The sequence below is a fragment of the Caldalkalibacillus salinus genome (assembly GCF_016745835.1).
GTDB lineage: Bacteria > Bacillota > Bacilli > Caldalkalibacillales > JCM-10596 > Caldalkalibacillus_A > Caldalkalibacillus_A salinus.
Genome location: NZ_JAERVL010000004.1, coordinates 162,285 through 176,185 on the forward strand (window position 1 = coordinate 162,285; position 13,901 = coordinate 176,185).

A 13,901-nucleotide genomic window follows, 5' to 3' on the forward strand; every position below is an offset into this window, starting at 1 on the left:
AGGTCTTTAATCGTTAAGGTACCTGTTTTTAAGCTTCAAGTATAATTCGATTTCATTCATAAGGTGAAAAAGCTCCGCACGGGATTCAAACTCCGCTCTCGTGGCAGGGAGGGGGAGTGCTTTCATCATCGCTCGTTTTTGTTCTAGTCTGTTTAACATTGCGTCGGCATTGTTTTCAGAGGTCACTTCTGCACTCATATCGTACATAAATGAAGCAAATAGGTCTCTTTGGGGAATATCACCCTTGATCTGTGCAATGATCGGTAACATACGTTTTAGTATTTCGAATTGCTTGTCCCGCATATTGAAGTATGGCACGTATTCGTGTTCCTTGCGTAAAAACGTATTTTCCACATCCTGTAACGTCAAGGCTTGAGCTTCCTCTAATAGCGCCTCTAATTCTAACAACTCCTTACCGTTCCAATCGTGATCTGCTCTTTCTAAAGAAACAGCGTATTCGTATAGAATCACCTTGATCTTACCTTCAATTGCTTCCTGATAGTGTATCAGTTTATGCTCTAGGCTAGGAATATACACATTTAATAACAAGGCCATGCCGATACCAATCAGAATGATAGCGAGCTCATTACTGAATAGAGCTAAGCTGAAATCTCCATAAGCAAAAATGTGTAATACAATCACCGTGCTAGTAATAAATCCGTTTTGTAATCTAAATTGTACCAACAAAGGAATGAAACCTAAGATATACAAGGCGAATACGGCGGGGTGATAACCGAACAACTCAAACATCAGGCCACTGACCAACATCCCCATTATGCAGGCAATGATGCGGTCAATAGATACCCTGATAGAGCGCAATTTGGTACGTTCAATACATAAAATGGTGATAATGCCAGCTGATGTGGCATTGTCGAGGTTCAATATGACCGCCATCCATATGGCCACACCAGCACCAAGTGCTGTCTTTAACGTTCTAATGCCGATTTTCATTGTCTTGCTCCTTTACGTATCCCACACAAGGTGATGTATCTCATCCCGTTTGATATGATTAGCTTTTATGGTAACCAAGTCAGGCTTTGTCCTATACGGGCATGTGATGATGATTGAAAAAGGCGAATCAGCATAGACACTGATTCGCCTTTTCGTATATTTAAGAGAAAAGTCACTACCTTCCTCCTGTATGCCGCGGTAATAAACTGTGTTACTTTTAAAACCTTAAATAACGAAAGCCCTACCTCTCTTTCATCCTTACGGCTCCTAGGCCGCGCCAGTAAAATAAGGTGTGTGCAAAATTAGCACAGTTGCCAGCTTCATTTTACTTCACACTTTTCAAGTTTGAGTTAGGTTAGGATCTTGGGGCTAAAAAGATCTTCTTAGAAGTATAAAAAAACCTGAAGAAAAACCGAAGAAAATGGTTTGATATGCGTCTATTAGTGGGATATTAATAGACACATTTAAGAATTATACACTGTTTGTGTAAAATAAGCAAACATAGATGTCCAATTAATTGAATAATAATGCTTGCATTCATTGAATAGGAAAGATACTATAGGGGGCAGCTGTTTTTAAACATCAAGATATAGAAGGGGAGAGATGATGGAAGAACAATCAATACTCTCACTGATGATAGTGGTCACCATTGCTTTTATGGTGCCGATCCTTTTACACCGTCTAAAGTTAGATTTCATTCCCGTTGTCGTAGCAGAGATTATCGCAGGAATTATTATTGGTAAAAGCGGCTTCAATATCATCTCTGAAGACCCATGGCTCGATTTACTTTCATTACTTGGACTCATCTTTCTGATGTTTTTAAGTGGGGTTGAGATTGATTTCCGTGCCCTACGTTCGTCTGGAGGTAACGGAAAACAGGATAAAAATAAAGCCTACAATCCCTTTGTCGCAAGTACAGCTGTCTTCATTGGGATATTCATTTTAGGGTTCGTGTTATCCTTGGGACTGCAAGCCTTTGGATTAATTGATAATCCATTTTTGATGACACTGATCATTTCAACTATTTCGTTAGGTGTTGTCCTACCTGTACTGAAGGAACGTAAACTGACAGAAACGGCTTACGGGCAAACGATATTGCTCATTGCCATTATTTCTGACGTTGCCACGATGGTACTACTTGCAGGCTATATCATGTACGTGGATCAGAACACGATGAAGCTATTCTTCATCATTTTACTGTTTATACTCGTGTTTGTTAGCTATAGATTTATTTTATATTACTTCAAGTTTAAAATTTTTGAACACCTTTCTAGTGGCACTGTGCAACTAGGAACAAGAGGTGTTTTTGCACTGATACTCGTCTTTGTCGTCGTATCAGAATCGATGGGGGTCAAAAGCATACTCGGGGCCTTCTTGGCAGGTGTCATCGTCTCACTCTTGGCACCTAGTAAGGGCTTCATGCGACAGCTTGACTCCTTTGGATACGGTTTTTTTATACCCATCTTCTTCGTCATGGTTGGGGTCGAGATTGATCTGTGGTCACTATTTGCAGACGCTAGTATGTTTGTGCTGATACCCGTTCTATTTGTTATGCTGTACGTGTCTAAAATGATACCGATCCTTTACTTGCGTAAGTGGTTTTCATTCCATGAAACCATAGGGGCAGGGGTGCTACTCACATCCACTCTTAGCTTAGTGGTTGCCGCTGCTGCCATCGCCTTAGAAATGGGTCTCATTAGTGAGAATATGAACGGTGCACTTGTCCTTGTCGCTGTGATGACCTGTTTACTATCCCCAGTTGTCTTTAATCGCTGGGTGCCTAAAACGGAAGAAAAACCAACCCGTGTCACAATTATTGGAGCTAATAAACTGACGCTACCGGTGTCCATTGATTTCGAACAGGATGGCTATGATGTCAAACTGTTTGGTCGGGCACAAAGTAAAGTGGCATTAACCGTAACGGCAGAGCAAGTTGACTTCCCGTTAATTGAGCTTGATAGTATTACGGAACAGAAGCTGGAAGAGTATGATGCGTTTGACACAGACTTTCTTATTCTAGGCACGAGCTATGATGAATTGAATATTCAATTGGCTCACTATGCACGCGAGAAAGGGATTAAGAACATTATTATTCATGTAGAGGAGCCTAAGCATCATGCAGCCTTGACCAAGGAAGGTTACACAGTCTTCTCTACTCTGTTTGCTTCGCGGACGTTGTTAAAAACATTGGTCTTACAACCAAAAGTTGGCCGGCTAACGTCACAGCATCATAACTGGGTCAGAGAGATTGTGGTGACCAACATGAACTACAACGACTTACCTATACGCCGCTTGCCTTTTGTGGGAGATGCTTTAATTTTATATATTATACGGGATGAAACGTACCTGGTTCCAGACGGTGACACACCTTTGAAAGTTGGGGATCGATTACTCATTAGTGGACAGAAAGACAATGTGAAAAGAATGAGGAAAGAGTTAGAAGCTTAAATCTGTGTGTGACGGCTTTTGTTACACCAGTGTATCAACGCTAAAAGAAGCGGCCTAGGGTTAGTAGGTCGCTTCTTTTTTCTTTACTCATCAACTGTTCGGTCAATGTGTCATTCTTGAACGGGGGGTAACTCCCCTTTGCGGATGTCCTCCTCCGTTGCTGCAATCTCTCATTCGTCATGCTCCATCATCAGGGCTATGGTAGGTTCCATTTCAATTATCAGAACCAGTACTGATATCCACCTGAATAGGGCGCGTTATACCTACACAACCTAAGCGTAAATATAGACGACCTTTAAAGGAGGAAGTAGATTGGGAGATCACAACAAAGCTGAGCGCCCTCAGTTGGACCGTCCCCGTAAGTTGGGTGGAGATTATGAAGGCTGGGACGGTAATTTAGAAGAAAATAACGGAGACCTAGACACCAGCCCATGGCTATTTCTAAGCTTAAGTGCACTTACAGTCCTAGCTATTTTCATCTCTGTGTTTGTTTTTCTCTACATGATTCAACCTCGTCTTGAGGGGATCCATCCTTACATGTACAGTACTGTGAAATGGGCTTTTGTCCTTCTCAGCGTAACTGTCATTGGCGGTTATATGTGCATCATGCTCACGGTACAGACCGAAAAACCGTTCGCCTTTTTTCTCAAACGTAAAGAAGTGGCCAATAATCCATTGGTTCCAGTCACTTTTATGATCGGGAAACGGTTGGGTTTTTCTAAGGATCGCTTGAAAAATTCTTTACTAAAGATATCCAATGCAGTCAACCGTTCTTTATATCCCAAGGTCCACCCAGATGATTTATTAATTCTTGTACCTAGATGCTTGTCACAAATCATGCGCAAAGAATTAAAGGACCTCACAGAACGCTATGGTGTTAAGTTTCATACGGCGAGTGGAGGAAATAAAGCAAGGGAACTGTTGGTGACTGAACAACCGAGAGCGGTTATCGGTGTGGCTTGTGAACGTGATTTATTTTCGGGGATGCAGGATGTGGATGGACAAATGCCAGTGCTGACCATTGCAAATAAGAGACCGGACGGCCCATGCTTTAATACCTATATTAATCTACAAGAGATGGAAGAGGCTATTAGCTTCTTTTTAGGGCATGAACAAACGGTACCGGACCACTTAAAAAGCTTGGAGCCATCATAGGCCCAAGCTTTTGTGTGCATTTTGTGCCCATATTGACTGACACTCTCAAATGACCTACTCAGATCACTCCCAAGGCTTTCTGATAGTCAGGAAGTCTGCAAGTAGACGACTCTCTTCTCGACGTTGTTTACGTATCTCTGCTCGTTGGGGAGCCGTTTCATGTAACTTCTTTTCTTCTTCCGTCTCAGGGACCACCTTGGGAACCGGAATGGTCTTTTTATTTTCATCAAGGGCAACAAAGGTCAAAAATGACGTCGCAGCAATTTGACGTTCCGCTGTGATGAGATTTTCTGCTATGACCTTCACAAAAACCTCCATGGAACTTTTTCCTGTATAGGTCACGAAAGATTCGAGACAGACGGAGTCGGTCGGTTTGATCGGATGAAGGAAGTCTACAGAATCCATGGATGCGGTGACCACCTGCTGCCGGCAGTGTCTCATCGCCGATATAGACGCAATATCGTCTATGTAGGACATTAATTTCCCTCCGAATAACGTGTCATGATTATTCGTATCGTTTGGAAATACATGACTTGTCTTCACACATCTTGACTCTTTGCATGTTTTACTCTCCACTATTTGACGCTCCTTTTCCATATGAAACTGGTATTGTATCTCTAGTGTTTCTCTATCCTCTGTGATTTAATATATCTCACTTAAGCATAGGCATCCATTAAAAATTTTCTTTGGTTTGTGAGACTTATTATAGACATAAAAAAAGAGGATGTGCAAATGGTTCGCTTAAAATACTATTGATTTAAAAGTTTGAGACTGATAAGATAAATATACGCTCTATAATACAATATTTAGTTTTTATTTAGTTAAAAAACACTATATATAGTTCGGTGTCAAGGTGTCCATGCTCGGACTTAAAAGGGAATTTGGTGTAAAACCAAAGCTGCCCCCGCAACTGTGAGTGCTGACGATTGGGTATGACCACTGTATGTATGAGGTATATCGCCCTATATACGGGAAGGCCCCAAAAAGGATGACGCACAAGTCAGGAGACCTGCCTTAACACGAAAGTTTTCTGTTCTTCGGGGATGGAGAGTTGAAAACGACACACCTATTTCATACAAAGTAACGGTGACAACCCTGCGACGCTCTAGTCAGTAGAACGAGTCAGCTCTCTTCGTATGTTGGGTATTCTATTGTGTCGTTTTGTGAACATACTCTCATCCCAGGACGGGGATGAGTTTTTTTATTTCCCACAGTTTTTGAAACGATTGGGCGCATAAAGAGGACTTATATAACAAAACTTGGCCCTATACAAGTGCCCAAGTGATATAAAAGGAGGAGATGTCAGTGACCCTTACATACGCCAAAGAGAGCTTGATACCTGAAGCCTTACAAACATTTATTGCCTTTAGTTGTCAGTCACTCACCCAAGAACACATAGAGCGAATTTGCACAGATATCCAGAAAGAGTGTGCGGGTAACCTGTCCACAACGGAGGCGATGGCAGCGATCACTCAAAGCACGCTTGAAAAAACATCTGTCGAGGAACCATTCTGGCAATACGTGGCTGCCAGAATGCTAAGGTATCAATTGTATCTTGAGGCAAGTCACCAACGTGGTTACGAGTTAGAGAAAGAGGCCGATAAGATATCGGGCTATGGTTCACTCGTATCTTTAGTCGAACATTTAGTGGGCGAAGGCAGATACGGGCGTTACCTCATGGACTATTACACGAGGGAGGAAATAGCCGAACTCGAAAGGAGTATCAAACCTGAGAGAGATGATTTATTCAACTACGTAGGGCTAAAATTACTAGCTGATCGTTATCTGACAAAAAACAAGCAGGATAAGGTAGAGGAACTGCCACAGGAACGGTTCATGACGGTTGCCATGCACTTAGCTATGAAGGAAAACGATAAAGTCTACTATGCCCAACAATTTTATGAGGTATTATCCCAACATGAAGTGATGGTAGCTACACCGACTTTGAATAACGCAGCTAAACCGTTCCACCAGTTATCCAGTTGCTTTATTGACACAGTAGACGATAATTTGTGGAGCATTTATCAAACGGACCAATCCTTTGCCCAGGTGAGCAAACATGGAGGCGGACAAGGCATCTATGTGGGCAAAATCCGAGCGAGGGGTTCATCTATTAGAGGCCATGATAATAAGAGTGGGGGTGTCATCCCTTGGATTAAAAACTACAATAACACCGCATTGGCGGTCGATCAGCTCGGTGTGAGAAAAGGGGCAGCGGCTATCTATCTAGACGTTTGGCATGCTGATATACTAGACTTTCTCAATATTAAGACCAATAACGGAGATGACCGTTTAAAGGCCCATGATATTTTTCCAGGGGTTTGCATTCCAGATTGTTTCATGGAAGCGGTGGAACAACGAGAGGATTGGTATTTATTCGATCCTCATGAGATACGTGAGGTCATGGGCTTCTCTTTAGAGGATTTTTATGACGATGAAGAGGATAAAGCCTTCTCTGAGCGTTATGCCGCATGTGTTAAAAACCCAGATTTGAAGAAGAAAAAGGTTCCTGCCATTGACATTATGAAAAAAATCATGTCTAGCGCATTTGAAACAGGAACGCCATTCGTCTTTTACAGAGATACAGTCAACAAGGCTAATCCCAATAAACACCAAGGGATGATCTATAGCAGTAATTTATGTACAGAAATTATGCAGAATATGAGTCCGACTGAGTTGATTTCTGAAGAATTAGAGGACGGTGTCATCGTGACTAAAACGAAGCCTGGAGATTTTGTCGTTTGTAATCTGTCCTCGATTAACTTAGGAAAAATGAAAACGAAGGAAGACCTGGCACGTGTGATCCCCATTCAAGTGAGGATGCTAGATAACGTAATTGACTTGAACTTCTATCCTCTTAAGCAGGCAGAGAAAACGAACCAACGTTACCGAGCGATCGGTTTAGGTATCATGGGCTATCATCATTTTCTCGTGAACCATGAAGTGACATGGGAGTCCGAAGCGCATATGGCCTTGATAGACGAATGGTTGGAAGAAGTGGCTTATCAAACCATAGACGCCTCTATGTCACTAGCCAAAGAGAAAGGAAGCTACCCGCTGTTTGAAGGATCTGAATGGCAGGACGGCACGTACTTTGAGCGTCGACAGTACCACTCTCAACGCTGGCAGGATCTCAAAGAAAAGGTACAGCAACATGGTGTCCGAAATGCCTGGCTGATGGCGACGGCACCTACGAGCTCAATCTCGCTTATCACTGGAACAACGGCGGGTATCGATCCTATTTATCGAAAGTTTTTTATGGAGGAGAAGAGAGGCGCGTTCATTCCCCAAACCGCACCAGATTTGACAGAGCAGAACCAATGGTATTACAAAGAAGCGCATCATATTGACCAGCAATGGAGCATTAAGGCCGCTGGGGTACGCCAAAGACATATCGATCAAGCACAAAGCTTTAACATCTATATTACACCAGATATTAAGGCCAAGGCTTTCTTAGAGCTTTACGTACAAGCATGGAAACAACAAATGAAAACCATCTATTATGTTCGTAGTTTAAGCACTGAGATAGAAGAGTGCGTCTCTTGTGCCACGTAAAAATTGCGTCACATAAAGAAAAAAATAATAACACCAAAGACATAGACTCATAGCAATGAGGGAAGGAGAAACAAAAATGGAACTATCGAAGAAAAAGTTATTTAACGAACATGGAGAACGTGACTGGGGAAAGAGGAGAATGATCGGGGGAAATACGACCAATCTTATTGAGTTGAATAACGTTAAATATGAGTGGGCGTATAAAATGTATCGTGCCATGATGAATAATTTTTGGATACCAGAGGAAATTCCGCTCGCGCAAGACGCGAAGGATTATGAAACACTCACAGAAGCAGAGCGGACAAGCTACGATAAAATTCTGAGCTTCCTTATATTCTTAGATTCTCTACAAACGGCTAATCTACCGAATATAAATGAGTACATTACAGCACCTGAAGTCAATCTATGCTTAACGGTACACACGTTTCAGGAGGCGGTTCACTCCCAGAGTTACGGGTATATTTTAGATAGCGTGTGTCGCCCTGAAGTGAGAGAGAAAATTTACAACGAATGGCGTGAAGATGAGCATCTCCTCAATCGTAATCGTTTCATCACAGATTTATATGAACAGTTTATCGCAGAACCCTCCGATCGGAACCTAGTGAAAACGGTCATGGCCAATTATATCTTAGAAGGTATTTATTTCTATAGCGGTTTTTCATTCTTCTACGCCTTAGCTCGTCAGGGAAAGATGAACGGAACAGCAACGGAGATCAAGTACATACAACGAGATGAGCTCACACACTTAGCCTTATTCCAAGGGATATTCAGAGAACTGCGTCAGGAGAATACGACGTTGTTTACACCAGATCTGATAGAAGAGCTAAGAGACATGATGCACACGGCCGTTGAGCATGAAATCCGCTGGGGTCAGTATATTATAAATAATCAGGTACAAGGATTATCAAATGAGGCGATTGAGTTATATATTAAATACTTAGCCAACCAAAGATTAAAACGTCTTGATCTTGAGGTTTTATTCCCCGAGGTACAAGAGCATCCCCTTCAATGGGTGGAAAATTTTAATCAGTTAAACGGAACGAAGACAGACTTTTTCGAGTCTAAGGTCACAAACTACTCCAAAGCGTCTAACCTTGATTGGGACGATTTATAATACCACACACTGTTTTCATAAATAAGAATGGGGACACATAAAAGAGCATTCCTGCTGAATGCTCTTTTGTCTTAACCGCCCCTTTACATACAAATAATTGAAAAAATTTAAATATTCATCACATTATCATAGCAAAAAGAGTAGGTATTGGACATATTGTACTCAAAGAGTGTCTTAAAAAGATTGGAGGAGACATCACATTGAGAACATTTTATCTAGGCATGGAAGATGAACTTTACAAGATCGAAGAAACGGCAAATGGATATGTGACAACTTCCCACTTGCAGGGAACACAACCCACGAGCGTCGCACAAGACCCTCAAAACAAGAATCGCATTTACTGTGCCACCTTCGGACATGGTCTATGGAAAAGTGAAGACGGGGGTGCCAGCTGGCGAGCGATTGGAAAAGTGAGCCCGTACTACGAGCCCGTTTCAGGTGATGGCATTCGATCGGCACATGTGACTGCTGTAGCTGTTCATCCTTATAAACAATCGAACGGCAATAGCATTGTGTACGTCGGTACGGAGCCGAGTGCTCTTTACTATTCAAAGGATAATGGCGAGAGTTGGACGGAGTTTAAGGGCATTCAAACCTTACCGTCAAAAGCCAATTGGCAATTTCCGCCACGCCCACACACTCATCATGTTCGTTGGATCACCCCAAGTTATGTGGACGAAAACCATTTAGGTGTGTCCGTAGAATTCGGTGCATTTATAAGCACGAAGGACCATGGAGAGAGCTGGAATGATCGTCCTATTTTTAGTCCATTAGATACACATACCCTCCTTGCCCATCCTCATTGCCCAGGTCGTCTGTACGCCGCCTGTGGAGATGGTCTGATAACTGAAGGGCACGCTTATGCTGAAAGTGAGGATGAAGGGCAAACTTGGACGTTTATGAGCGAAGGGTTAGACAAACATCCCTATTTGTACAACATGGTTCTCAATCCAAACGACCCCAATGATCGTCTAGTGTCGGCGTCAGTGCATGCGAGGGAAGCTCACCATGCTTCTCTACACTCTACGGTATATCGTAAAAAAGGGGAGCGACCATGGGTTGAAATAGCAGATGGATTACCTTGTGAAGGGTCTTATAGTCACGTACTAGCATCAGACCCCGTTGATGAGAACGTATTTTACGCAATGAGTAATAAGGGGTTATATCGTTTAGATCAACAGGCAACAAAATGGATGAAGGTAGAGATAGAGTGGAAGGCGTCTTTTGACAATCAGCATCCCTCTTGTTTACTGATCACAGCGCAATAAAATCTCTATCAAAAACTTTGGCGACCATCCACATGGTCGCCAAAGTAATTTTATTAGTGTCTTATTTTTAAACATCTGTGGACATCCATTTTTCTCCCCAGTCCTGAATGGCAGCGATAACAGGTTCTAAGTCGCGTCCTTTTTCAGTCAGTTCATATTCTATCAAAACCGGTGTTTCGGGGTATACGTGTCTTTTTAAAAGTTGATTATTCTCAAGTTCTTTCATCCGCTCTGTTAAAATACGGTCACTCATATCAGGAATTTGTTCTTTTATTTCTTTAAAGCGTTTAGGCCCCCCAAGCAACACCCGAACGATAAGCCCTGTCCATTTTTTTCCTAAAATTTCAACTGCTGATTCATACTTTGGGCACATCTGTGATAAATCCATCAACGTCACCTCAAATCTTGGCCTGCGTTTTAACTTTATTTTACCATAATCCTAAGTATCATTTCACATCACGCTTTATATCTACAAGTATAAAAATCCATTTTTAATCGTGTGAGAGCGGAAATGAACTTATGCAAAAACATAGGAGATGTTGCAAGGAGCATGATATAATTAATGGCCATAGAGATATGTTTGAGTACATTATTATTTTTACAATTGCTTTATCTTAAACATAGGGAAACGAATGCCAAACCATAACTGATAGGATAACTAATAAAGGAGCAAAACCCATGGATACAGTAACACATACACTCTTTGGCGCCACACTCTACGCGGCAACGAATAAAGAAAAAATGGATAAGCCCACTAAACGTGCTTTGCTGTTCACATGTCTGGTTGGAAGTCAAATACCCGATATTGATGTTGTTTCCCAATTTTGGGATAGTGAGGGGTTGTACCAGATGTGGCACCGTGGGATCACTCATTCCCTGTTCATGGTCCCTCTTTGGGCAGCTTTGTTATATGGGATCGCCTCTCTGGTTTGGAGAATAAAGGATAAAATGATATTCTACATGGGGTTACTCGCTGTTTTTATACATAGTACTAGTGATTTGTTTAATGCTTGGGGGACGGGCTATGTTGAACCGTTCTCTTCAATGCGTGTCACCTTTGGTACAATCCCCATCATTGACTTTGTCATATGGTTTATCATCTTGATCGGTTTTGTACTCTCAAGTATCAGAAAAATAGGGCCAATATCCATGCCACGTCATCGTATTTATAAGTGGGTTTGGGCCGTTATTGTGCTGCATGTGGTCATTCAGTCTGCTCAGGGATATGTCTTATATCAAAAAGCAGCGCCATCCTATGAGCAACACACACTGGCGGCAAGCTTTGTACCGGGACATTTCACAGTTATAGGTAAAAATGGACATACCGTAGAGATTACTGAGGGGACTGCTTGGGGAACGCTAGACTTGCGTGAGACCTTGCATTCAGCGTCTGAGACAGATTTGGATCAGTTATTCGAACAGAACCCAGCGGCTGAAACACTATATCAATGGTCGCCGTTCGTGGTCGTCGTTGATAATGACGAGACCTTAGGCATTTATGATCCGCGTTTTTATCAAGATGGACAGTCGTTTTTATTCGAGTATATCGATAAACAAAGAAGCGATCCTTAGTTCATAACATGACCTTCATCCGTCTGGTCTGTTGCTACTGTTATCATTGAACAGTCGTATTTTTTGGTCATATATTAGTTGTCGGGGCCTTTATAGCGGGACACGCTTGTATGAAGGGAAGGTCACTTATATTTATTATTTTGGACTATTTTGAAAATTTATATTATTGTGCTTAAGTTTTTAAACAAACGGGTAATAGAGAAGTAGTGGAAGATTGGCCTTTACATTAGTGAAATCGTGCAGGTCTATCTCTGTCCTAAATGAGAGGTGTCAAAACTCAGGCAAGGGTTGTCCACGGTTTAAAAGGCTACCGTGTCTGGCAGCCTTCCTTTTTAAATATCTTTGAACTTATTTTGTAGCCTTTTGACCGCCGGGTTATCCTTCATGTCGTATTTTCTGTTGGCCAGCCTTTTAGCTAGTGCTTTTAAGTTTGTGTCCCCTGTAGCTGATCCCTGTAATTTGCCTTTATCAAGGTTAACACCGGGGGTTTTAACATACTTGTTATTTTTCATTTTACACAACTTCTTTTCTTTAAAATCGATATATAAAACCATATGAAAAGACAAGGATACAGTCACCTCGATTGTCGAAATCTTACTATATTCCTTGCCTTTTTATGTATGCAGTAAACACTGGGAGGTTATATTAAATTTTCTCGAAGCGTTGTTGTAATCGCTTGATGGACGGGTTCTCACTAGATGATACCTTTCTTTGTGCTAATTTCTTGGCTAGTTCTTTTAGATCAGCGTCTTGATGATCAATCGGAGACTTAATTTTTACACAAGGATGAAAAGAATCTGCATGTCTAGACAACCTATAAATCCCTCCTCTAGCACCATATATAGGATTATTGTACCATATCTGATTGAGATGTAGTACCAAAATTTTTACAATCCGACAATCTAATATAATTTTCGATCAAATTTTTTAGAATGACGAATTGTTTTTCTGTGAGATTATTGAACTCAATCTCATAACTACTTAAATATATGATATAAAATACTTCGTCGTCGTCAAGAAAAGATATAGGGGTCACAAAAGTATAAATCTCGCCATGATTCCATTTCTCCGACGTTTTTGATTTCATCACGTAACGAATATCTTCTTTCAGGTACTCTGGTAACTTCATAAACTCTTCATAATCAGAGACGGAGATATCGTTATGGTGAATGGTGTAAACCCCAAAACGTATAGCAGCGTTGAGTTTGCTTTCTCGGTACAGAATAGAGTATGAATCCAGTAACTCTTCTAAAGCATCCTTACCATTAAACTGACGATTTTCTACATCGATATGCTGATCAATAATATGGTAGGTCAGAGTTGAGGAAAAGAGCTCAATCGTATCTAAACGCAGATGTTCTGTCATGAACATATAGTCCAATTCTTCCTTTGCTTGTCGCTCAGCTTTCTCTTTAATGACAGTCTTCGCTTCAAGTCCTAATAATTTTATATGCTCCCATCGGATAAATGGTGCCTTAATCAGGAGCAAAATAATCATTAAAAATAAGAGTAAGAAGACCACATTGACTAAGTGATGCAAAACAGGGCTAGAAAAAATAATATAAAACACCATGGATGAGAGGTCGAGACTCGCAGGTAATGTTTCCGGAATTTCTCCCACAGTTTTAATATATTTAAAATTATCAAAGTCATGCCACTGAATTAAATAAAGAACAACGCCAGTAAAAAAAATACTAAATATAAGGAAGGCATTAACAAAACTTTTCCATTTTTGCCTGTCAATGATTGACAAATATTCATCATCCACACATTTGGCTAATCCTGCACCCAGAAACACACCGATTAAACTGCCTAAGACGAACCAACTCATGTGGTGG

General features: G+C 41.3%; 12 protein-coding genes and 1 riboswitch. Of the genes, 6 read left to right on the plus strand and 6 right to left on the minus strand.

Going from position 1 to position 13,901, the window contains the following annotated elements:
- Positions 1–6: 6 nt before the first annotated feature.
- Entirely contained in the window at positions 7–951 is a 945-nt protein-coding gene (locus JKM87_RS04495; protein WP_202078394.1) for an aromatic acid exporter family protein, read from the minus strand.
- A 606-nt stretch (positions 952–1,557) separates the two neighbouring features.
- Between JKM87_RS04495 and JKM87_RS04500 the strand changes: the two genes are divergently transcribed.
- Both JKM87_RS04500 and JKM87_RS04505 read left to right on the plus strand, forming a co-directional pair.
- Entirely contained in the window at positions 1,558–3,399 is a 1,842-nt protein-coding gene (locus tag JKM87_RS04500; protein WP_202078396.1) for a cation:proton antiporter family protein, read from the plus strand.
- Between the two features lie 312 nt (positions 3,400–3,711).
- Positions 3,712–4,554, plus strand: coding sequence for a DUF116 domain-containing protein (locus tag JKM87_RS04505; RefSeq protein WP_202078398.1), 843 nt, complete (start codon positions 3,712–3,714; stop codon positions 4,552–4,554).
- A 63-nt stretch (positions 4,555–4,617) separates the two neighbouring features.
- On the opposite strand, the gene JKM87_RS04510 is transcribed toward JKM87_RS04505, so the two are convergent.
- On the minus strand, positions 4,618–5,151 hold the full coding sequence (locus JKM87_RS04510; RefSeq protein ID WP_202078400.1) for an acyl-CoA thioesterase: 534 nt from the start codon (positions 5,149–5,151) through the stop codon (positions 4,618–4,620).
- Positions 5,152–5,388: 237 nt separating this feature from the next.
- A riboswitch (cobalamin riboswitch) is annotated at positions 5,389–5,585 on the plus strand.
- Between the two features lie 268 nt (positions 5,586–5,853).
- On the opposite strand from JKM87_RS04510, the gene JKM87_RS04515 reads away from it, so the two are divergent.
- From JKM87_RS04515 to JKM87_RS04525, 3 genes are all read left to right on the plus strand, one after another.
- A complete protein-coding gene (locus JKM87_RS04515; RefSeq protein ID WP_202078402.1) occupies positions 5,854–8,109 on the plus strand; it encodes a ribonucleoside-diphosphate reductase subunit alpha in 2,256 nt (751 codons plus the stop codon).
- A gap of 76 nt (positions 8,110–8,185) precedes the next feature.
- Positions 8,186–9,223, plus strand: coding sequence for a ribonucleotide-diphosphate reductase subunit beta (locus JKM87_RS04520; RefSeq protein WP_202078405.1), 1,038 nt, complete (start codon positions 8,186–8,188; stop codon positions 9,221–9,223).
- Between the two features lie 200 nt (positions 9,224–9,423).
- Positions 9,424–10,491 carry a WD40/YVTN/BNR-like repeat-containing protein gene (locus JKM87_RS04525; RefSeq protein ID WP_202078407.1) on the plus strand — a complete coding sequence of 356 codons (1,068 nt, stop codon included), beginning with the start codon at positions 9,424–9,426 and terminating at the stop codon, positions 10,489–10,491.
- A 67-nt stretch (positions 10,492–10,558) separates the two neighbouring features.
- Here JKM87_RS04525 and JKM87_RS04530 read toward each other — a convergent pair whose 3' ends face one another.
- Positions 10,559–10,879 (minus strand): winged helix-turn-helix transcriptional regulator, encoded by a 321-nt coding sequence (locus JKM87_RS04530; RefSeq protein WP_202078409.1) that lies wholly within the window; start codon positions 10,877–10,879, stop codon positions 10,559–10,561.
- 290 nt (positions 10,880–11,169) lie between these two features.
- Here JKM87_RS04530 and JKM87_RS04535 point away from each other — a divergent pair, with 290 nt between their 5' ends.
- Positions 11,170–12,063, plus strand: coding sequence for a metal-dependent hydrolase (locus tag JKM87_RS04535; protein WP_202078411.1), 894 nt, complete (start codon positions 11,170–11,172; stop codon positions 12,061–12,063).
- Between the two features lie 332 nt (positions 12,064–12,395).
- Here the strand turns inward: JKM87_RS04535 and JKM87_RS04540 are convergent, their stop codons facing one another.
- The 3 genes from JKM87_RS04540 to JKM87_RS04550 form a co-directional block, all read right to left on the minus strand.
- Positions 12,396–12,575 (minus strand): hypothetical protein, encoded by a 180-nt coding sequence (locus JKM87_RS04540; RefSeq protein ID WP_202078413.1) that lies wholly within the window; start codon positions 12,573–12,575, stop codon positions 12,396–12,398.
- 133 nt (positions 12,576–12,708) lie between these two features.
- On the minus strand, positions 12,709–12,876 hold the full coding sequence (locus tag JKM87_RS04545) for a hypothetical protein (RefSeq protein WP_202078415.1): 168 nt from the start codon (positions 12,874–12,876) through the stop codon (positions 12,709–12,711).
- Positions 12,877–12,910: 34 nt separating this feature from the next.
- Positions 12,911–13,894, minus strand: coding sequence for a hypothetical protein (locus JKM87_RS04550; protein ID WP_202078417.1), 984 nt, complete (start codon positions 13,892–13,894; stop codon positions 12,911–12,913).
- Between the last annotated feature and the right edge of the window lie 7 nt (positions 13,895–13,901).